Origin of the sequence: Pseudomonas sp. KSR10 (assembly GCF_022355455.1) — a bacterium.
Lineage (GTDB): Bacteria > Pseudomonadota > Gammaproteobacteria > Pseudomonadales > Pseudomonadaceae > Stutzerimonas > Stutzerimonas stutzeri_E.
In genome coordinates this window covers 1-20,390 of the sequence record NZ_JAKOEN010000002.1, presented here as the reverse complement: position 1 = coordinate 20,390, position 20,390 = coordinate 1, and the positions used below count along the sequence as shown (strand labels likewise).

Genomic DNA, 20,390 nt, shown 5'->3' with positions numbered 1-20,390 from the left:
AGGAAACACGATGAATAACCAGCAGATCGAACAATTTATGGAAACCCAATTCGACGGCTTCACCGTTGAGCTCAGCCTCGACCGCGAACGCGCCGATGTGATTCTGGGTCGCCCGCCGTTCAATGTGATCGCCATGAGCCAACGCGACAGGTTGCGCGAAGTATTCGAAGCCCTGGATGCACACAACGGGATTCGCGTCATCGTGCTGCGCGCCCAGGGCGAACATTTCTCCAGCGGGGGCGACATCAAAGGCTTTCTCGAGGCCTCCCCGGAGCATGTCTCCAAGCTGGCCTGGAACGTCGCGGCACCGGCGCGCTGCACCAAGCCGGTCATCGTCGCTAACCGTGGCTACACCTTTGGCGTCGGTTTCGAGCTGTCGCTGGCATGTGATTTCCGCATCGCGTCCGAGACCACCCGCTACGCCCTTCCCGAGCAGAATCTCGGCCAGATTCCAGGGTCCGGCGGCTCCGCTCGCCTGCAGAAAATCATCGGCATCACGCGCACCAAGCACATGGTCATGCGCGCCAAGCGCATTACCGGTCAGCAGGCCTACGACTGGGGCATCGCCACTGAATGCGTACCGGACGGCGAGCTGGAAAGCACCGTGGACGCGCTGGTCGACGAACTGCGTCGTTTCTCGCCCTTGGCCCAGCGCACCGCCAAGAAGCTGATCAATGACAACGAGGACGCGCCGCTGACAGTCGCCATTGAAATGGAAGGCCACTGCTACAGCCGGCTGCGCAGCTCGGCAGATTTCAAGGAAGGCGTCGAGGCGTTCCACGGCAAGCGTCAGGCGGTCTTTCGTGGTGAATAAGCGCCGCGGCGGGTAACTCTCACACGCGTGCCGTCCACCGCGGGCGGCGCTCGGCGAACGCACAACAACAAAGCGAAGGCGTTGCCATGTCCCAGAACCTTTCCCATCCGGCAGTCGATATAGCCGCCACCACCGGCGAGCCGACGCTGCGCCGAGCATTCAATTCCAAATCCATCAGCGCCGGCGTGGTCGCTGCCCTGTTCGGCTGCACCGGCCCGGCACTGGTGGTGATCAACGCCGCTGAAGCCGGCCGTCTGAGCAATGCGCAGACGGTCGCCTGGCTGTTCGCAATCTACGTCCTCGGCGGGCTGATCAGCCTGTTTCTGGCGCTGCGCTATCGACAGCCAATCTGCGGCGCCTACACCATTCCCGGCGCGGCGATCCTCGCCGCATCGCTGACCGTCATACCGTTCAGCGATGCGGTGGGTGCCTTCATCATGAGCGGCCTGCTGGTCTTCATACTGGGCATCGCCGGGCTGATCGGAAAACTGATGCGCTGGCTGCCGATGCCGATCGTGATGGCCATGATTGCCGGCGCACTGATCCGCTTCGCCACCGGCGCGATCGATTCCATCGTCAGCGCGCCGCTGATCGCCGGCGTCGCCGCACTGAGCTTCTTCCTGGTCACACGGTTCACCCGTGCGGTGCCGCCAGTGCTGGTCGCCGGCGTGATCGGGCTGGTGATGGCCTTCGCCCTGGGCCAGCTGCAACCGGCGGACGTGAACATCGCCTGGGTGATGCCGGCCTTCACCGCGCCGAGCTTCTCGCTCGATGCCTTCCTGGCCATCACCGTTCCACTGACGGCGCTGGTGATCGGCGCGGAAAATGCCCAGGCCACCGGAGTGCTGATGGCCGAGGGATATCGCCCGCCGGTCAACGCGATGACGGTTATCAGCGGCATCGGCGGCGTGCTGGCCGGGCTGCTCGGTGGTCACAACGCCAATATCGCCGGACCGATGACAGCCATCTGTTCTTCCGAGCAGGCCGGCGACGATCCGCGCCTGCGCTACGGCGCGGCGATCGTCAATGGGGTGCTGTTCGGGCTGTTCGGATTGTTCGCGGGGCTGGCGGTGCCCTTCATTCTGGCCTTCCCAAAGGCGTTGATCGTGGTGGTCGCCGGGCTGGCCATGATCGGCGTGCTGCTGGGCGCGCTGCAGCAGGCATTCCAGAAAGGCGGCGTCTGTCAGATCGGTGCATTCGTGGCGTTGGCCGTTGCGATGAGCCAGTTCTCGTTGCTGGGCATCAGCTCGCCATTCTGGGCGCTGCTGTTCGGCGTCGCGGTGTCCGCGCTGCTCGGTGAAATCCGCGCTGAACGGCGCCAATAGCCCCTGCGCGAACAGCTAGAGCACTGCCTGATGGCCCGTATCAAAAATCGTTAATGGCCAGGCCATCCGACAGGCAGCAAGATGAATCCGCCGCCGATGCCCTGCATCGGCCGAGCAGACAACCGATAAGAAAAACAACGGTGAACCGTCATGATCCTTCGCCAGACCTCCGGGTTGCCGGCCCGTCTCGCCGCCTCCAGTGCTCCTATCCCAGGCTCGAACTGCGCGCACGCCCGCCCTCCGCGCAGCGCCACCATGTTCCGGCCTCAAGCCGCCACCGTGCAGGACTGACCCCATGAGAAAATTCGTCAATCCCGCCTCTTTCGTAGCGCTCTGCTGGTCGGCGTTCCAGATCTACATGGTTTACGGCACGCCGCTGGACCTGATCGTCGCCGTGCCGATCCACATCATGTTCGGCCTGGTGCTGACCTTCATCACCCACCCGCTGCGCAAGCAGGACCTTGGTCATTTCAACGTGGTGCGCGCCTCGGACTACTTGCTGGCCACCGTGGCGGTCGCTATCGGCCTGTTCTACCTGTTCAACGCTGAACAGCTGACGATGCGCATCGCCATGGTCGATCCTCTGCGGCCGATCGACCTGGTGATCGGCATCACCACCATCGCCCTGGTGATCGAGGCCGTGCGCCGCGCGCTGGGCTTGGGTCTGACCGTGGTCATCTTGGTGTTTCTGGTCTACCAGTTCATCGGCCCGCAGCTGCGTGACATCCCGATGCTCGGCATCATCGGCCACGATGGCGAGCCGACCCGCCTGTTCCTCGAAACCTTTCTTGATGTGCAGGTACTGCAGAACGAAGGCGTGTTCGGTATCCCCAGCATCGTCTCCTACGGCCAGGTCTTCTACTTCCTCCTATTCGGCGCCTTTCTCCAGTTGTTCGGCGGCGGTCAGCTGTTCATGGACCTGTCCGTGCTGCTGGTCGGTCGCTTCCGTGGCGGCATGGCCAAGGTCTCGATCGTCTCCTCGACGCTGTTCGGCTCGGTCAGCGGCAGCGCCACGGCCAATGCCGCGGTAATGGGCATGTTCACCATCCCGGCGATGAAGAAATCGGGCATGAGCGCCGAGCAGGCCGCAGCCGTCGAAGCGGCCTCCTCCACCGGCGGCCAACTGATGCCACCCGTCATGGGCGCAGCGGCCTTCTTGATCGCCCAGTTCATGGGCATTCCCTACGCCGAGGTGGCGATCGCTGCGCTGATTCCGGCGCTGCTGTTCTACGTTGCGCTGTATTTCGTCGTCGACCTGCTGGCGCGGCGCAAGGGCCTGGCCGGCCTCAAGCGCTCGGAGCTGGGCACTACCTGGAACAGCGTGCTCAAGCGGTTGTACCTGCTGGTCCCGGTGTTCGTGCTGGTCTACCAGATCATGGCCGGCCGGGCGCTGAGTTCGGCGACCCTCGAGGCTATCTGGATCACCCTGGTGTTCGGCCTCTGCACTCGCGCTTGGGAAGGCTTTCGCGCCGAGGGCGGGCATGGCGTGTTGAAGGCTGCGGGCTCGGTAGTCAGCGATTCGATACAGGCGCTGGACTCCGGTGCGCGCGGTGCCATCGCCGTGGCCATCCCCTGCGCCGGAGCCGGCATCGTGGTCGGCATCGCCTCGATGACCAACCTCGGCCTGACCTTCGGCAGCTTCGTCACCGCGCTGTCCGGCGGCATGCTGATCCCGGCGCTGCTGCTGGTGATGTTCATGGTCATCGTGATGGGCATGGGCATGCCGACCACTGCGGCCTACATCATGGGCGCCATCCTCGCGATTCCGGCGCTCGACAAGCTCGGCATCCCGGCGCTGTCGTCGCACTTTTTTGTGCTGTATTTCGCCGCGCTGTCGATGGTCACGCCACCGGTGGCCCTGGCCGCGTTCGTCGCAGGCGGCATCGCCAAGGCGGATGTCTGGAAGACCGGCTGGGTGGCGTTCCGCTACAGCCTGGCCGGGTTCCTGGTGGCCTTCGCCTTCGTCTTCAGCCCAGCGTTGCTGCTGCAGGGCGACTGGCAGGCCATCGTTCCCGCCGTGGTCACCGCGGTGATCGGCTGCTACGCCCTGGCCGGGTGTGTGGCCGGCTACCTGCGCGCCCACAACTCGCTGCTGGAATCGGCGCTGTTGCTGGTCGCCGCTGCGTTGCTGATTGCACCGGTGCTCAAGGCGTCGCTAGGCGGGCTGGTCCTGCTCTGCGCGGTCTGGGTGTGGCAGAGCCGCAAATCCAGAGCCGCGCGGGCGGGCTGTGTGCTGGGACGATCCGGGGTCTAGCGCCACGGGATCAGCTGAATTCAACCAAGGAGAACAACAAGATGAAAAAGATCCTCGCGAAATACGCGGCAGTTGCCCTGCTGGGCACCGTCGGCCTCTGCGGCGACGCGCTGGCCGCCGAACCCGTGAACGTCAAGTTCGCTGCCGGCCCCACCGGTACCACCTGGTACGCCTACGCCGGCGCCCTGCGCGGCGAAATGCTCCAGCGCCTGCCAGAAGGCTCAACGGTCGATATCCAGGGCACGCCAATGGCAATCGCCAACACCAAGCTGCTGGCGGCCAAGCGCGCCGACATCGGTCTGATATTCCCCCCGGTGGCCGCCTGGGCCCAACAGCCCTTCGGCCCATTCGACCGCAAGATCGAAAACGTGCGCGGGTTGGTGGGCGGCATCGACCAGTACTACCAACGCATCACCGTGCAGACTGACAGCGATATCCAGTCCATCGCCGAGATCAAGGAGAAGAAACTGCCAGTGCGCATCGGTACCGGTCCGCAGGGCAGCCTGAATGAATACATCGCCAAGTTGATCCTCGAAGCCAACGGCCTGAGTTATGAAGACATCGAGTCCTACGGCGGCAGCATCGGAAAATCGAACCTGAGCATTCTGCAGGACCAATTCGGCGACAAGAAGCTGGACATGATCATCGGCATCACCACGGCCGGACACCCGAACACCGCGCAACTGTCGATCACCCCCGGCCAGCGCTTCCTCAACCTCAGCGAGGAAGCTATCGCCTATCTGGAGAAATTCGGATTCGTACGCGCCACCATGCCGGCCAACATGTTCGAAGGTCAGGATGCAACCGTAGAAGGCGTCGGCTTCAGCACCTCGCTGTACGCCACGCAGTCGATGTCCGACGATGACGCCTACGCCATCACCAAAGCCGTCATGGAAGGCCAGGACGCCCTCAAACGTTCGTTCGGCTCGATGAAGGACTGGACCGCCAAAGGCTCGGCGCAGCCGGCCAATCTTGCCGCCCCGCTGCATCCAGGTGCACGCAAGTACTACCAGGAAGCGGGACTGCTAGAGTGAATCCGACCTGCACGGGCCCGGTCCGTGCAGCCTTTGTCAGCCGACTCAGCGAGGCCCCGATGACAGAAGACAACAGACCCGACGGCGGCCAGGCCATCGTCGAGTTGCTCCGGCGCAACGGCGTCGACAGAGTGTTCACGGTCCCTGGAGAAAGCTTCCTGCCCGTGCTCGACGCGTTGCACGACGCCCCCGACATCGCCCTGGTAGTTTGCCGTCAGGAAGGCGGGGCCTCGATGATGGCCGAGGCCTACGCCAAGACCACCGGACGCCCAGGCGTCTGCTTCGTCACCCGCGGGCCGGGCAGTGCCAATGCATTGGCCGGGCTGCATGTCGCCGCGCAAGACTCGACGCCGCTGCTGATATTCATCGGCCAGGTACCGCGCAACTTCCAGCAACGCGAAGCCTGGCAGGAAATCGACGTCGGCGCGCTGTTCGGTTCGGTGGCCAAGTGGGCCACTGACATCCAGGAGGCCGCGCGTCTGCCGGAATACTTCTCTCGCGCCTTCAGCACCGCCCGTTCCGGACGACCGGGCCCGGTGGTTCTCGGCCTGCCGGAGGATCTGCTGTACGAACGCATCGAGCCGGTCCAGATCGGCCCTGCGCCGATCAGCCAGGGCTACCCAGCGCCACAAGCGATGACCCGGCTGCGTGAGATGCTAGCCGAAGCCCGGCGACCATTGGCGATCTTTGGTGGCTCCGGCTGGAGCGCCGAGGCTCGTCAGCAATTGCAGAGGTTCGCCGAAACCCAGGGCCTGCCGGTGGCCACCGCCTTTCGGCGTCAGGATCGTTTCGATAACGGCCACCCCAACTATGCCGGTGACGCGGGTCTGGGCATGAACCCCGAACTCGCCAAACTGATCGATGAGGCCGACCTGCTGATCGCCGTCGGCACCCGGCTGGGCGATATCACCACCCGTCATTACGAACTGGTGAAGGTGCCCAAGCCAGGGCAGAAACTGATCCACATCCATCCCGACCCGCACGAGCCCGGACGTGTGCGGGTACCGGATCTGGCGATCTGCGCCGCGGTGCAAGGCTTTGCCGAGGCGGCCGCCGGGTTCGAATCAAGCGATATCTCTGCCGAGCGCCAAAGCTGGCTGGCGCGCGCGCGTGAAAGCCGCGTCGCCTGGCAGCAGCCGACCGAGCTGCTCGGACCGGTACAGCTCGGCGAGATCGTTGCCTGGCTGGGACGCCGGTTGCCGCCCGAGGCGGTGATCAGCAATGGCGCCGGCAATTACACACTCTGGGTGCACCGGTTCTACCCGTTCCGCGGTTGGGGCAGCCAACTGGCACCGACGTCCGGTTCGATGGGCTACGGCCTGCCTGCGGCAATCGCTGCCAAGCTCGCCCAGCCGTCACGACCGGCGGTGTGCTTCGCTGGCGATGGCTGCTTCCAGATGACCTGCCAGGAACTGGCGACCGCCATGCAGTACGGCGCCAACGTCATTGTCATCGTGGTGAACAACGGCTCCTACGGCTCGATCCGCATGCACCAGGACAAGCACTACCCGGGCCGCCGCTATGGCACCGATCTGGTCAACCCGGACATGGTTGCCCTAGCCCAGGCATACGGCGCTGGTGCCACGCGGGTGGAGCGGACCGAAGCATTCGCCGAAGCGTTCGAACAGGCGCTGGCCGCGGACCGCCCGTACCTGATCGAGCTGGTGTTGGATCCCGCGATCCTGCATCCCTGAAAACCTCCCCGGTAGGCCTGCCCTTACGGCGATGGGCAGCCGCACTGAGGCGTTTGCACTGGGCCTCCCGGCCGCAGGCCAACCGACAGCTACCGCTACGCCAAGGTCAGATCGCAGGGCGTCCGGGCGCCTTTTCGACCAGATGATCAGACATCGCCGATGCTGATGGCGAGCATCAGAAAACCCTAATAGGCAGACTTGTTCGGCGCTCCTAGCATGGCCAAAACAATAACCACGAGAGAACTCGCCATGCCGTCCACGCCCTCCTCCTCGGTCGATTCCACTGCAGCTACCCAGCCGGTTGGCGCCAGTCTGCGCGGCTGGCTGGATCATCTACAGAAGACCCAGCGGCTAAGCGTAGTCCGCCCGGGTACCGAGCTTCGCTTCGGCGTTGCGGCCATCGCCAATCGCCTGGACGGTCACAGCGCGTCGCTGTTTCTGCAACCCGATGGGCACATGATTCCGGTGATTTCGGGGCTGCTCTCGGACCGTCAATGGATGGCCGAGGCGATGGGCGTCGAGCCCAGCCAGGTCCTGGCCCGCTTCGAGCAAGCTTGCCTCGAGCCCTCGCCCTGGCAGGAAGTGACCGAGCCCGCCTGTCAGCAAGTGGTGCATCACGAGGTCGACCTGCTCACGCAACTGCCCATCCCCACGCACAACGAACACGACAGCGGTGCCTACATCACGGCCGGTTTGCTGATCACCCGAAATCCACGTACAGGCGTGCAGAACGTTTCCATCCATCGGCTGCAAGTCAGCAGTGCCAATCGTCTCGGTGCTTTGTTGCTGCCACGCCATACCCTGGCCTATTTCCAGGAGACCGAGCGCAACAACGAAGACCTCGAAGTCGCCGTGGTGGTCGGCTGCGACCCCCTGACGCTCATGGCCTCGCAGGCTATCGTGCCCATCGATCACGACGAACTGGAAATCGCCGGTGCGCTGCGGGGCCGGCCGCTGCCAGTGGCGAAATGCGTGACCAACCGCATTCGGGTGCCGGCCGATGCTGAGATCGTCATCGAGGGTCGCCTGCTGGCCAACACACGCGAGGAAGAAGGCCCGTTCGGCGAATTTCCGCAGTACTACGGCGAGCGCGCCGAGCGCCATGTGATCGAGGTGGACGCCATCACCCACCGCCAATCGCCGATGTTCCACACCATCGTTGGCGGTGGCCTGGAGCATTTGCTGCTCGGCGGCATTCCGCGCGAAGCGACCATGCTCGCTCACCTGCGACGCAGCTTCCCGTCGGTGCGCGATGTGCATCTGGCGCGCGGAGGGGTATGTCGTTATCACCTCTACGTGCAGATCGACAAACGCTCGGAAGGGGAAGCGAAGAACGTGATTCTCGGCGCGCTCGGCGGCCACTACGACATCAAGCACGTGGTGGTGGTCGACACCGACGTCGACATACACAACCCCACCGAGGTCGAGTGGGCGGTGGCAACACGCTTCCAGGCGGATCGCGATCTGGTGCTGATCCACGAAGCCCAGGGGTCCAAGCTCGATCCCTCCACCCGTGACGGCGTCGGCTCGAAGATGGGCTTCGATGCCACCGTGCCGTTGGCGGCGCCACCGATGCGTTTCAAGCGCATCCGAGTGCCGGGCGAAGCCGAAGTGAACCTTGCCGATGTCTGCCAACCGGCCGGCGACGATTGGGAACGACAGTTCAGCCAGGCGTAGCGGAACCGAACGACCGAGGACGCTAGCCATATACCGCTTCCGTGGCTGGCGCGGTGTGCAGCGGCGGCCGTAGACAGCCAACTGAAGCCACCGCCGAACACCGAGCCGCTACCGGTCACCGCACTCAGCCCCTTCGATCGGCTGATCGATCCGAACAAGACATACCCGACAGGAGAAGCCCATGCAGGTCCGACACTTCATCGACGGAGAGTGGTGCGAGAGCGGTCAGTGGAGCGACAGTCTCGATCCGGCCAATGGCGAGATCATCGGCCGGTTTGCCGATGGAGGATTGGCCGAAGCCCAAGCCGCCGTAGACGCGGCGTCACGCGCGTTCGTAGCACCGCAGTGGTCGCAGAATCCGCGTCTGCGTCAACAGATCCTGCTGGAATGGGCAGCCGCGCTCGGCAGTCGTCAGGAGGAGCTGGCGATTCTGCTCACGCGAGAAAACGGTAAGGCGCTTGCGCAATCGCGCGGCGAGGTGGCGGGCGCCATCTCCGAAATTCTCTACTACGCCGGCTTGGCTCGTCATATTCCAGGTCACGTACTGGAAGTGGCTCCCGGCGAATTTTCCACCATGCTTCGTGAGCCCGCGGGGGTAGCCGCGCTGATCATTCCCTGGAACGCCCCGGCCGTTCTGCTGGTGCGAGCATTGGCGCCTGCGCTGGCGGCGGGCTGTACCTGCGTGATCAAACCGGCAGCACAAACTGCACTGTTCAACGCCGCATTTCTCGAACCTTTGTTGCAACTGCCTACGCTGCCACGCGGTGCCGTCAATTTGTTCGCCGAAACCGGTCACGCCGGTGCAGCGTATCTGGTCGCCTCACCCGAAGTGGATGTGCTCAGTTTCACCGGCTCGACGGCAACCGGAACACGGATCATGCAGGACGCGGCTCCGACCATGAAGAAACTGTCGTTGGAGTTGGGTGGCAAATCTTGCTGCCTGGTGCTTGAAGATGCGGACATCGCCGCTGTCGCACCTAAGCTTGCCGCCGCGTCGACGATCATTTCAGGCCAACAGTGCACGGCTGCCCGCCGCGTATTGGTACACGCCAGCCGCCTGGCGGAAATGAAAACGGCGCTCACCGCCGCGCTTTCCGAGGTCCGCCTCGGCCATGGACTGGAGACAACCACACAGATGGGGCCGTTGATCGACTGGCGTTCTCGCGACCTGGTGGGCCAGCGCATCGCCGAAGCGATGGACAGTTGTGACGAGGTACTGCTTGCCGGCAACCAGCCGGGTGGCCCGCTGGAAGCCGGCGCCTTTCTCTCTCCAACGCTGATCGCCCATCGCGACAGTGCGGCGTTCTTCTGTCAGGAGGAAATCTTCGGCCCCCTGCTTGTCGTGGAAGCATTCGAGGACGACACCGAAGCGGTAGTACGTGCCAACCATTCGGCCTTCGGCCTGGCGGCGAGCATCTGGACACGGGATGGCGCTCGCGCCATGCGCCTTGCCCGGGTGCTGCGCAACGGCACCGTATGGATCAACGACCACAACAAACTGTTCGCCGAGGCCGAAACGGGCGGCTACCGCAAAAGCGGGCTGGGACGATTGCACGGCTACGATGCGCTGCTGGATTTTACAGAGCTCAAGCACGTCTACCAGAATGTCGGCACCCTATAGGTCGCCAACTTGCCGAGGTTCAGAGATGGAACTGCGCCAACTGAGATACTTCACCTGCCTGTATGAAGAGGGCTCGGTCACCAAGGCGGCGCAGCGTCTGAACATCGTGCAGCCCGCCTTGTCGATGCAGATCGCCAAGCTGGAAGAGGAACTCGGCCAACCGCTGTTCGAGCGCACGCCCAAAGGCATGACGCCGACCGAGGCCGGCGTACAGGCCTATCGTCTGTTCATGCCGATCCTCGGTGAGCTGCTCGAAGCACGGCAAACGTTGATCGACCGTAGCGGCAAGATTGGCGGACGAATCAACGCCGGGCTGATCGCTTCGGCTGCCAACCAGGCGCTGGCCAGCACCCTGGCCTACTTCGTCGAGCACCACCCGGACGTTGAGCTTCAGGTCAGCTACGGCTACAGCCAGGACCTGATCGATCGCGTGTTGTCCGGGGCACTGGACTTCGCCGTTATCAACCAGAGCTTCCAGCAGGAGCACCTGAACCGGATCGATATCCTCGACGAAGAGCTGCTCGTCGCAACCGGCGCCACGACCCGATTGCGCATGCAAACGCCCGTGCCGCTCGCCGAGCTGGCTCAACTGAAACTGGTGCTGCCGTCCCGCCGCCACGGCTTGCGCATCGTCATCGATCAGGCCCTCGCGGTGCATGGCATCGAATTGGCCCCGCATCTCGAGCTCGACGACCTGACCGTGATCGAGAGTTTTCTACGTCGCAGCGACTGGATCAGCCTGCTTCCGGCAACCGTCTTACAGCGCGGCCTCGAGGAAGGCGCTTTGCGCGCCTATCCAATCGCCACCCCTGGCATCACCCGCCGCATGGTCTGCGTACATGACAGCCGCCGCCCCCTGACGCCTGCCGCCACGCTGTTCATCGACATCATCAGCAAGACGCTGGGCACCGCTCTCAACGCCATCCATTTCTATAAGGAAGGCGCGATACAGGACACTGAACATGACATCAGCTAATCCGCGTCCACAGCGGCTCATCATCGGTATATCCGGCGCCTCTGGCGCGATATACGGCGTGCGTCTACTGGAATTGCTGCGCGACACACCGATCGAGACTCATTTGATGGTCACCAAATCGGCGCTGATCACCCTCGCTCACGAAACCGGCCTCTCGTGGTCGGAGCTCAAGACCATGGCGACGGTGAACTATTCCAATCAGGACATCGGTGCGGCCATCGCCAGCGGCTCGTTCAAGACCATGGGCATGATCGTCGCCCCGTGTTCGGTGCGTACAATGTCGGAAATCGCCAGTGGCGTGACGTCCTCACTGCTCACCCGCGCCGCAGACGTGATCCTGAAGGAGCAACGTCGTTTGGTGTTGATGGTTCGTGAGACGCCGTTGCACCGGAACCATCTACGCACCATGACCGAACTGGCTGAACTCGGCGCGGTAATCGCACCACCGGTCCCGGCGTTCTATGCGCGCCCAGCTTCGATCGACGACATGGTCAACCATACGCTCGGACGCGTCCTCGATATGTTCGATATCGAGCTGGGCATCGTGCGGCGCTGGCGTGACGAGCCCGAAGCCGTCCCGACGCTCGATGACATCGAGGCGTTGAACGCCTCCGAGAATGCGTGAGATGAGGCAGCTGTCAGAAAACCAGCCGGGCTCCGCCAGGCTAGGTTTGGAGTATCGCCAGGTAGTCCTCGATCAGATCGAGGGTCCGATCGCGGGCCTGGTTCTGCGGAAAGTGTCGGCAGTTATCGAGAAACTCGACGCGGCTGTCAGGCACAAGCTGTTCGATCAGTTCCAGCTGCTCGGCCGTTGCGTATTCGTCATCGCGTCCTTGTACCGCCAGAATCGGCAGTGCGATACGCGGCAGCTGATCAAGCAAATTCCAACCGCTGAATTCCGACCGCAACCAGGTATCGCTCCACCCGCGGAACGCACAATCGGTGTTGTCGCCATGATGGATGGCGAGCCGCTCACGCAAATGGCCGGTGCGAAACGCATCGAGGGTTCGCCGGATGCCGGCGAGGCTCGCTTGCTCGACGGCCACGTGCGGTGCCAGGGCTACCACACCCCGAACACGAGGATCATTGCGCGCCGCATAAGCCAGCGCGATCGAGGCGCCATCGCTGTGGCCGACGAGCACCACACGCTCGAGCGCCAGCGAATCGAGTACGCGTGCCAGCTCGTCCGGGCCGGCCACGCTCAGGTAGTCCAGCCCACGCGGCAACGGCACCGGGCTCGATGCGCCGTAGCCCTGGCGGCTGTAGGCGAGTACTGGCCAGCGCGTTCTGGCAGCCAACGCCTCGGGAAAATCCTTCCACAGCGCGACGCAACCCAATCCCTCATGCAGCAGAACGAGCGTCGGGTGGGTCGGATCCGTGGTATGCAGCAATCGGTATTCGAGTTCCGCCGTACCGATGTCGAGAACAGAGCAAGACATTTCACAGGTTTCCTGAACACAACGAACCCGAAGGGTAACCGATTGCCGGCGCCCACCAGTGCGTTGTCAGCAGCCAGGGGGAAACGACATGCAACATCTTGATCTGCAGGTGATCGAACAGGCCCTGCAATGGGTAGCAAACGGGCAGGATGTGTGGTTCTGCACGGTGCTGTCGACCTATGGCTCAGCACCACGAGCACCAGGCGCCCTCCTCGTTGCCCGCGCCGATGGCGCCCATGCAGGCTCGCTGTCCGGCGGCTGCGTCGAGGAGGAGTTTCTTGCCAGCTTGGCGCAGGGCGAGCTGCAAGCGCCCGCGCAAATCGTGCGCTACGGCGAGTCGGACGATGATCGGCGCCGTCTGCGGCTGCCCTGCGGGGGCATCTTGCAGATACTGGTGGAACATCATGCGCCTAGCGAGGCATGGCGAACCCACCTGTTAACACTCCAGGCAACGCTGCAGGGCCAGCGGCGTTTGCTGCGCCGCGTGGATCTGACCAGCGGATTCGCTGAGTTGCTGCCGGACCATGGCGGCGAGCAGACATGTATCAAGGGGGAACACGTGGAAATCCGTGTCGGCCCAGCGCTACGACTGCTGCTGGCCGGCGTATCGCCAGTGGCGCAAGCCTGCGCCAGCTTTGCCCGCACGCTGGGTTGCGAAGTGATCGCCTGCGATCCGCGCGAGGACATGCAAGGCATGCTGATCGAAGGCATTGCGGTGCAACCGGTGTTACCGTCCGTGTTCATCGCCTCCGGTGGATGTCACGAAGCCACCGCCGTGGTCGCGCTGACCCATGATCCGCGTATCGATGATCTGGCGCTGATGGAGGCCGTACGAACCCCGGCGTTTTATATCGGCGCCATGGGCTCACGACTCACCTCAGCCAAACGGGCCGAAAGACTGCAACGCGTCGGCGGGCTTACCCAGGAAGAAATCGAACGTATCCACATGCCCATCGGGCTCGACCTGGGTAGCAAGACGCCCGCCGAAATCGCCCTTTCGGTGATGGCTGATGTGCTGCGCGTTTATCGAGGCAAGGCGCGGGATGCGCTATGAAGCGCGCCGGGAATGTCTGGTCGCCTTGCCAGCCAGCCAGCCAGCCAGCCAGCCAGCCGACGATCGAGGATGTCGTGATACATGGCTCGATCGTTGATCCATCCACAGCCGCCGGCCGTCATGGTCCCGGCCTTACATCGAGGTGCTAAGGATGTCCATTGCCCAACGTGTATTTCATGGAAAGTTCGGCCGGGTTGCGCTCCTCGACATGGACAAGCCGCTGGTCACCCACTCGCATCACGAATGCCATGTGTTGGTGAAGGCGGCCGGGGCGGATACCTTCTTCAACGTCAATGGCCGCCAGGTTCCGCTCACCGACCGCAGTGCTGTGCTGGTCAACGCCTGGCAGCCGCACTATTACGACTACCAACAGGGCGCCGAGTACACACAGATACTGGCGCTCTACATCGAGCCGGCGTGGCTGGCAGACGCTCAGCAGTCATTGGCGCTCAGCGGCCATCCCGAGTTCTTCTCCCAGCCCTGTATCGAGCTCAGTGGCAAGAATCGGGCGATGGCCGACCGGCTGATCGCCGAGGCTTACTCGTCCAGCCTCGTTCCACTGGAGCGTATCGAGTTTCTACTGTTCGACTTTCTGATCGAGCTGATCGAGGACTTTTCTCAATGGCAACACCTTCGCCGATTGGGACTTCCGCCTCGACAGGGGTTCGCCGATGCGCGCATCCGCCGAGCCTGCGAATACCTGCAGACGCACCTGGACGACCCGGATTGCATCGCAAACGCCGCGTTGGCTGGCGGCTTGTCGCGTGCACATTTTTTTACCCTGTTCCGACAGAACACCGGTATGACGCCCATGCTGATGCTCAACGATGCACGCATGCGTCAGGCCTTCTCTTGGCTGGAGCGTGAACGAAGCGGAACCTTGGGTAAGCTCGCCGAGAATCTGGGCTTTTCCGAGCAAGGGCATTTCACGCGGTTCTTTCAACAGCACATCGGCGCCTCGCCGAGCCAATACCGCCGGGTCGTGGACAGTTACCCGTCCGATCTACCCAAGTAAGGCTCTCACTCTGAAACGCCGCCCCACCGGGGCGGCATCTGACTCAATGCTGATGATCCGCCTTGCGAAAACTCAGCGAGGTGAACATACCGCGAACGCGAGCATCCGGATCTTCGCTGGCGATGCTCGTCGAGGCGCCGATTACGTTGAACTCCCGGTTACGCACCGGAACGACGGCCTTGCCCTGGGCGTCGGTGGTCGCGACGACATGATCCGGGTCGTTGATGTAGTCACCGAACAGCTCGATGCCTTCGGCGGGTTTGCCATCGACAAGCACCTGTACCGGCAACGCGTCGCCCATATTCAGCGATAGCGGATCGACCTGGGGCACGATGACCAGCTTGAGTTTATCCAGCGCTGGCAGCTTCGCGCCCTCTTCGAGCAGCGCAAGGCTGTATTTGTAATAGCGCCCGGAATCCAGCGCGCCGGGCACCTGGCTTTCACCGACATTGCGCCATGTTTTATCCGGGGCTTGCGTCCAGTAGCCGTTGTCCAGCGCCACCGCGATCACGGCTGGCGGCTGTAGGGGTTGCAGCCGTGCGTGGTCACCGAGACGCTCGACCGTGACCGGGATTCGCCCGCCATGCAGGTCGGTCGCCCAGGCGCCGGAGATTTTCTTGGCGTCGTAGGCGTTGTCTTCGGCGCCATGACCGTAGATCACCTCGATATTGCCACGGCGCTCCTCTGTCCACATGCCATGAGCCGAGGCCTGTCCAGCCATCAACATGGCTATCAACGCCGCGGCGATTTTTGCGTGTTGCTTGTTCATTCGTTTTCCTTGCGGTCTCGTGGGCCTGGCTCGCGGATCGAGCCGGGGCGGTCGTTACAAATTCAGTGACAGGCTTAAACTGAGGTTGCGCGGGTCGCCCGGCATCACCCAGACGCTGCTGTAGGAGCGCTCGTAATAGGTACGATCGAAGGCGTTGTTGAGGTTCACACCCAGGGTCAGGTCCGGTGTCGCCTTGTAACGTGCGAGCAAATCCACCGTGGTGTAGCCGGGCAGTTCGAAGCCACTGTCCGAAACGTTGCCGGACCGGTCGCCGACGTAGTTAACGCCACCACCGAGCTCCAGGCCTTGCAGCCCTCCGTCGAGGAATTCGTACACGCCAAGTAGGCTGCCGCTGTGTTCTGGCACGTTGAGCAGACGGCTGCCGCGCTCGATGGTGTTGTCCTTCGTCACCTCGGCGTCGACGTAGGCATAAGCGCCGATCAGGCGTATCTCATCGGTGATTTGGCCGGTCAGTTGCAGATCGATACCCCGGCTGCGCACTTCTCCGGCTGCGATCTGGCTGCTCGTATCGGCCGGGTTGGCGGTGAGCACGTTTTCTTTGGTCAGGTGGAAGGCAGCAATGGTCATGCCCAGGCGGCTGTCGAGCAGATCCAGTTTTAAACCGGCCTCATAGCCAACCCCCTCCTCCGGATCGAACGGCCGGTTAGCGGCATCGGCACCGCTGTTGGGTTTGAACGATTGCGAAGCGTTGGCGAATACCCCGACCTCGGGTATGAACTGGTACAGCGCGCCGATACGCGGGGTGATTTTCTCGTGCGTCTGCTCCGTGCGCTTGCCGTTGATTTCGTTGTCCAGACGATGCTCGTAATGGTCGTAGCGAGCGCCGATGACGCCGAAGAGTTTTTCGGTAAAACGCATCTGGTCTTGCAGATTCAACGAGCGGGAATGGACCAGCTCATGACGGTCAGTGCTACGCCCGCCCGGACCGATGCTGAACGGTGGTCGCGGCTGGCCGTAGACCGGTTGGTAGATATCGATTTGCGAAATCGGCTGGGAACGCATCAGCCGCTCGCTCTTGGCATAACGCTCGTATTCCGTGCCGATGAGCAGGTTGTGCTCGACGCTGCCGGTATACACCAAGCCACGCAATTCGAGCTGGGTGATGCTGTCCTGCCAGTCGAAGTCGCGATAGCGGTACTCACGATTGATCGTACGTGCATCGGCGAAGCTGCTCGCCTCGGTGGCGCCGCCGTTCAGCCGCCCTTGCTTGTAATGGCTGGCTAGCCGAACCGTCCAACTTGTGTTCAGGTCATGCTCGATCTCGGCCTGCAGACTCTCGTTGTTGTTGCGGATATCGCCGTCGCCAGGCTCACCCAGGAACGTCGAACGCGATACGCTGCCGAGCCGGTCGTTCGGCGCAACCACGCCTCGGTCGAATACCTGGCTGCTGCGGATCACCTCCGCTTGCACCAACAAACGGGTTTGCGGCGACAGCTCCCAGCTGAACGCCGGTGCGATGAATTGGCGTTCACCGGAGCGGTAATTGCGGAAACTCTTGTTGTCCTCCACCGCCAGATTCATCCGGTAGAGAACCTTCCCGTCTTCATCCAGCGGCGTATTCACATCCAGGCTGCTGCGGTAGCGATCCCAGCGACCGGCACTCAGATCCAGACGGGCGAACCGATCGTACTCCGGACGCTTGCTGACGATATTGATGGTGCCGCCCGGGTCGCCACGACCATAAAGGCTGGACGCCGGACCCTTGAGCACATCGATGCGCTCGACGTTCGATGGATCCTGCGGATTCATGTAGCCGCGGTTGACGCTGAAGCCGTCCTTGTAGAACTCCGAAGTGGTCAACCCGCGGATGCTGTATTCGTACATGGTCAAGCCGCCAAAGTCGTTCTGGCGCGCTACACCTCCCGCATAGTCCAGCGCCTTCTCGATCCGCGGGCTGCCGAGGTCATCAAGGACCGTGGCGGGAATGACACTTACCGCCTGCGGGACCTCCTCAAGCGGACTGTCTGTTTTGGTTGCACTGGCCGAACGCCGAGTGCGATAGCCCCGGGCTTCGTCGTCCTCTCGATCCGCCGTGACCACCACCTCTTCGAGCACCGTGGTTTCGGCCTCTTGCGCCCACGCCGGCATGGCGGCCAAGCCCGTCATTGCCGCCATGCCGATAAATCCTGTTGAAACTCTTTTACGCATCACGACCTCTAACAGATGTTATATCGTAACATTTGATAGAAGCGTTTCGTTGCTGTCAAGATCGCGTGGTGCGCTGGGTCGGGTGTTGGTCAACCCTCTCGTAATGCGAGCCGGATTGAGCAAACGATCTATAACGAGAACTGCCTCGTCTGGTCTACCCAGCGGCACCCTCGTCCAGCCGACGGCCGCACCCGAGCGGCGTGAGTCTCCAGAGCGTAGGCCGTACCCAGCGAGCGACTCTCCTGACGCGTGTTTGTAAGCGCTACGTAGCAGCGGCTATCACTCTGTTCTTGCCTGCCGCCTTGGCGAGCAATAAGGCAGCATCGGCTCGATGAAGCCCTTCCCGAAGCATCTCGTCTGCCCCCAGCACTGACGTGCCAATGCTGGTTGAAAGGCGTGACGGAAACCCCACAGATGCCATGCGCACCGCGTGACAAAGACGTTCGGCGATGGGCGTGATCTCACTCTCGTTCCTCACCGGCGCCAATACCACGAACTCCTCGCCGCCCAACCGACAAAGGATATCGCCCTCGCGCAGTATGCTGGTCATTGCTTGCGCTGCCAGCTTCAGCGCTTCATCACCGGTGGCGTGGCCGTATCGTTCGTTGATCCGTTTGAAGTTGTCCAAGTCACAGTACGCGATACCAACCCTGTGGTTTTTCGGCAGATTCGAACGAATGACATCGAACAGACGCGTCAAGCCCAGACGGTTCCAGGTGCCTGTCAAAGGATCGATCATGGCCATGCGCTGTTCGCGCCGAAGTGCTTCGCGAAGCTCGGCGATCTGCGCTTTCTGGCTGGATACCCGTATGTAGCCTTCCGCCAGATGCGCCCATTGCCGCAGATGATCGATGCACAGGTCGTTGAGGCTCCGCGCTTTCGAATCGAGCAGGCAGAATGCGCCGATACGGTGCCCGGCGATGATGAGCGGCTGGCCTGCAAAAAAACGGACGCCGAGAGCCCTGAATGGGCTATTGGATAAGCGATCGTCAACCGCACCATCGGCGATCACGAGTGTTTTATCCATCGGCGCATTCTGTAGCCATCTGGCTATCTCGTCGTTGTCGCCAACGCCCTTGAGCGTCGTTCCTGCTGCCAATCGCCCCAGCTCGTCACCGAATATCGAGAGCAGTACCGTATCGACTGACAGGAGGCGCCTTGCCAGATCGCAAAGCGTATCCAGATAACCGTCCACCGACGTTTCGACCAAATCGGCCGTCTCGGGCGTGGGGAGATGCTGCTTCTCCACGGGATAGAGTGATGGAAACATAACAACCAATGCGTTACCCAAAGGGCGAATTTTGTTTATCGATTCACGTGCAGGATGACCGATAACCAGAACGACGGAGGGTCGCCATGCGCGACGCCGCAAACGCGGCCAGACACAAGGTGCGCCGCGCATAACACACGCGGCCGCCTTATCTGATTGAAATCAAAAGCGCCCAGTCACTGGGCGCTCTGTATAGCTTTCAGGGCGTCTTGTTCCGCTAATCGGTCACATACCGATTTGCGAGACTTCTTCGCTGCTCGCCAAGTTGCGCGCCCTTTCAATCACCACGGTCCTAAGCGCCTGGACATTTACACCCAATCGCTTTTTCGACACGGCCAGCCCGTACGCCGCAATCTCTTCGCTGGTCAGGCCCGCGCCCGTTTGGCCCACCTCAATCAACAGAGCCCCGCCTTTCAGTAGCGCGACCTGCAGATTCAACCAGGTACCACCAGCGAGAGGCACAACGCCGTGCGAGCTGACTATGCTGGATCGCTCCAGCAAAGGAGACTGACCGACAAGCGACGCCTCCCGCTCCAGCGTAATGCTGCTGCCCAGGTCCGTGGCCGAGTACAGCCCTTGCCCCCTCAGCGGTTGGCCAGGATCGCGGTCATAAAGCGCCAGGGTGTTCGTGGAGGCCGGTTCCAGTCGGGTATCCTCGAGCGTGAGGCTCAGGATTGTTCCCATGCTGAGGGCGGATCCTCGTACAACCGTGGCAGCCTCGCCTGAGCCCTGCGGCGGTTCGGAGCGTTCCGGGACGATGTTGTACAACGTGTCTGCAAGTACCGGCCAAGGACCGATTGAGGTCTCAAGTACAGGTCGATTGGTGGAGCGATCACGCGATAGTTCAGTGCCATTGGCGCCGCTCGGCTCTGCAATCAATCCCGCCGGAACATAGTACGGCGCCTGGATCGTTGCCTCGCCAAACACGGGCGAATCAGCCAAGGTGTAGTTGTCGGCATCCCCGCCAGCCAGTTGCAGTTCCACAGCGACCGTTTTGTTCTGCCCTGCTGCCGGGTCGCTGAACGCCGCGGTACCTGAAGCGCTGATATCGTCGCCGGTAATCACTCCATTGAGCTTCGTATCGCGGATGACGGCAGTGCCATTCCCGTCGTAGACCTTGTCAGCGATATTGACCACCGCGGTGATGGTCTTCCGATCGATATCCGCTTTACCGATCTGCGCACCGGTATCGAAGGCGTAGTTGTTGGCCTCATCGCCGGTCAGAGCGATACCCGAGCCGCTTACCGATTTATCCAGGCCTGCGTTCTTGTCAACGAAC

Annotated in this window: 16 protein-coding genes; 11 read left to right on the top strand and 5 right to left on the bottom strand. The window is 62.4% G+C overall.

The genetic code is table 11. The annotated features are described in order from the left end of the window. Positions 1 to 10 precede the first annotated feature (10 nt). The 9 genes from MCB86_RS00110 (at position 11) to MCB86_RS00070 (ending at position 12,020) form a co-directional block, all read left to right on the top strand. On the top strand, positions 11 to 814 hold the full coding sequence (locus tag MCB86_RS00110; protein ID WP_045162312.1) for an enoyl-CoA hydratase/isomerase family protein: 804 nt from the start codon (positions 11 to 13) through the stop codon (positions 812 to 814). Positions 815 to 900: 86 nt separating this feature from the next. Further along, positions 901 to 2,139: a benzoate/H(+) symporter BenE family transporter gene (locus MCB86_RS00105; protein WP_239608941.1), complete on the top strand. Its 1,239-nt coding sequence runs from the start codon at positions 901 to 903 to the stop codon at positions 2,137 to 2,139. A gap of 295 nt (positions 2,140 to 2,434) precedes the next feature. Continuing rightward, positions 2,435 to 4,393 (top strand): TRAP transporter fused permease subunit, encoded by a 1,959-nt coding sequence (locus MCB86_RS00100; protein WP_239608940.1) that lies wholly within the window; start codon positions 2,435 to 2,437, stop codon positions 4,391 to 4,393. 41 nt (positions 4,394 to 4,434) lie between these two features. Beyond that, positions 4,435 to 5,427, top strand: coding sequence for a TAXI family TRAP transporter solute-binding subunit (locus MCB86_RS00095; protein ID WP_239608939.1), 993 nt, complete (start codon positions 4,435 to 4,437; stop codon positions 5,425 to 5,427). 59 nt (positions 5,428 to 5,486) lie between these two features. Continuing rightward, entirely contained in the window at positions 5,487 to 7,121 is a 1,635-nt protein-coding gene (locus tag MCB86_RS00090; protein WP_239608937.1) for a thiamine pyrophosphate-binding protein, read from the top strand. Positions 7,122 to 7,370: 249 nt separating this feature from the next. After that, positions 7,371 to 8,798 carry a UbiD family decarboxylase gene (locus MCB86_RS00085; RefSeq protein WP_239608936.1) on the top strand — a complete coding sequence of 476 codons (1,428 nt, stop codon included), beginning with the start codon at positions 7,371 to 7,373 and terminating at the stop codon, positions 8,796 to 8,798. 181 nt (positions 8,799 to 8,979) lie between these two features. Beyond that, positions 8,980 to 10,419: an aldehyde dehydrogenase family protein gene (locus MCB86_RS00080; protein ID WP_045162318.1), complete on the top strand. Its 1,440-nt coding sequence runs from the start codon at positions 8,980 to 8,982 to the stop codon at positions 10,417 to 10,419. Between the two features lie 25 nt (positions 10,420 to 10,444). Further along, positions 10,445 to 11,395, top strand: coding sequence for a LysR family transcriptional regulator (locus MCB86_RS00075; RefSeq protein WP_045162319.1), 951 nt, complete (start codon positions 10,445 to 10,447; stop codon positions 11,393 to 11,395). Continuing rightward, entirely contained in the window at positions 11,382 to 12,020 is a 639-nt protein-coding gene (locus tag MCB86_RS00070) for a UbiX family flavin prenyltransferase (protein WP_239608934.1), read from the top strand. Before MCB86_RS00075 ends, MCB86_RS00070 begins: the two co-directional genes overlap by 14 nt. Before the next feature lie 40 nt (positions 12,021 to 12,060). Here the strand turns inward: MCB86_RS00070 and MCB86_RS00065 are convergent, their stop codons facing one another. After that, positions 12,061 to 12,834, bottom strand: a complete 774-nt coding sequence (locus MCB86_RS00065; RefSeq protein WP_239608931.1) for an alpha/beta hydrolase — start codon at positions 12,832 to 12,834, stop codon at positions 12,061 to 12,063. 88 nt (positions 12,835 to 12,922) lie between these two features. Here MCB86_RS00065 and MCB86_RS00060 point away from each other — a divergent pair, with 88 nt between their 5' ends. Together MCB86_RS00060 and MCB86_RS00055 are read left to right on the top strand one after the other, a co-directional pair. Then, positions 12,923 to 13,888 carry an XdhC family protein gene (locus MCB86_RS00060; protein ID WP_239608927.1) on the top strand — a complete coding sequence of 322 codons (966 nt, stop codon included), beginning with the start codon at positions 12,923 to 12,925 and terminating at the stop codon, positions 13,886 to 13,888. Positions 13,889 to 14,039: 151 nt separating this feature from the next. Further along, entirely contained in the window at positions 14,040 to 14,903 is an 864-nt protein-coding gene (locus MCB86_RS00055; RefSeq protein WP_239608924.1) for an AraC family transcriptional regulator, read from the top strand. A gap of 43 nt (positions 14,904 to 14,946) precedes the next feature. On the opposite strand, the gene MCB86_RS00050 is transcribed toward MCB86_RS00055, so the two are convergent. From MCB86_RS00050 to MCB86_RS00035, 4 genes are all read right to left on the bottom strand, one after another. Continuing rightward, positions 14,947 to 15,672 carry a DUF4198 domain-containing protein gene (locus tag MCB86_RS00050; RefSeq protein WP_239608922.1) on the bottom strand — a complete coding sequence of 242 codons (726 nt, stop codon included), beginning with the start codon at positions 15,670 to 15,672 and terminating at the stop codon, positions 14,947 to 14,949. Between the two features lie 54 nt (positions 15,673 to 15,726). Then, a complete protein-coding gene (locus tag MCB86_RS00045) occupies positions 15,727 to 17,799 on the bottom strand; it encodes a TonB-dependent siderophore receptor (RefSeq protein WP_239609063.1) in 2,073 nt (690 codons plus the stop codon). Positions 17,800 to 18,103: 304 nt separating this feature from the next. Further along, positions 18,104 to 19,243, bottom strand: a complete 1,140-nt coding sequence (locus MCB86_RS00040) for a sensor domain-containing diguanylate cyclase (RefSeq protein WP_239608920.1) — start codon at positions 19,241 to 19,243, stop codon at positions 18,104 to 18,106. A 93-nt stretch (positions 19,244 to 19,336) separates the two neighbouring features. Next, positions 19,337 to 20,390, bottom strand: a 1,054-nt coding sequence (locus MCB86_RS00035) for a YDG domain-containing protein (protein ID WP_239608918.1), incomplete at its 5' end; no start/stop codon positions are given.

Coding starts and splice junctions, on each gene's coding strand:
- MCB86_RS00110 (WP_045162312.1), top strand. CDS start 11: ATGAATAACCAGCAGATCGAACAATTTATGGAAACCCAATTCGACGGC.
- MCB86_RS00105 (WP_239608941.1), top strand. CDS start 901: ATGTCCCAGAACCTTTCCCATCCGGCAGTCGATATAGCCGCCACCACC.
- MCB86_RS00100 (WP_239608940.1), top strand. CDS start 2,435: ATGAGAAAATTCGTCAATCCCGCCTCTTTCGTAGCGCTCTGCTGGTCG.
- MCB86_RS00095 (WP_239608939.1), top strand. CDS start 4,435: ATGAAAAAGATCCTCGCGAAATACGCGGCAGTTGCCCTGCTGGGCACC.
- MCB86_RS00090 (WP_239608937.1), top strand. CDS start 5,487: ATGACAGAAGACAACAGACCCGACGGCGGCCAGGCCATCGTCGAGTTG.
- MCB86_RS00085 (WP_239608936.1), top strand. CDS start 7,371: ATGCCGTCCACGCCCTCCTCCTCGGTCGATTCCACTGCAGCTACCCAG.
- MCB86_RS00080 (WP_045162318.1), top strand. CDS start 8,980: ATGCAGGTCCGACACTTCATCGACGGAGAGTGGTGCGAGAGCGGTCAG.
- MCB86_RS00075 (WP_045162319.1), top strand. CDS start 10,445: ATGGAACTGCGCCAACTGAGATACTTCACCTGCCTGTATGAAGAGGGC.
- MCB86_RS00070 (WP_239608934.1), top strand. CDS start 11,382: ATGACATCAGCTAATCCGCGTCCACAGCGGCTCATCATCGGTATATCC.
- MCB86_RS00065 (WP_239608931.1), bottom strand. CDS start 12,834: ATGTCTTGCTCTGTTCTCGACATCGGTACGGCGGAACTCGAATACCGA.
- MCB86_RS00060 (WP_239608927.1), top strand. CDS start 12,923: ATGCAACATCTTGATCTGCAGGTGATCGAACAGGCCCTGCAATGGGTA.
- MCB86_RS00055 (WP_239608924.1), top strand. CDS start 14,040: ATGTCCATTGCCCAACGTGTATTTCATGGAAAGTTCGGCCGGGTTGCG.
- MCB86_RS00050 (WP_239608922.1), bottom strand. CDS start 15,672: ATGAACAAGCAACACGCAAAAATCGCCGCGGCGTTGATAGCCATGTTG.
- MCB86_RS00045 (WP_239609063.1), bottom strand. CDS start 17,799: ATGACGGGCTTGGCCGCCATGCCGGCGTGGGCGCAAGAGGCCGAAACC.
- MCB86_RS00040 (WP_239608920.1), bottom strand. CDS start 19,243: ATGCGCGGCGCACCTTGTGTCTGGCCGCGTTTGCGGCGTCGCGCATGG.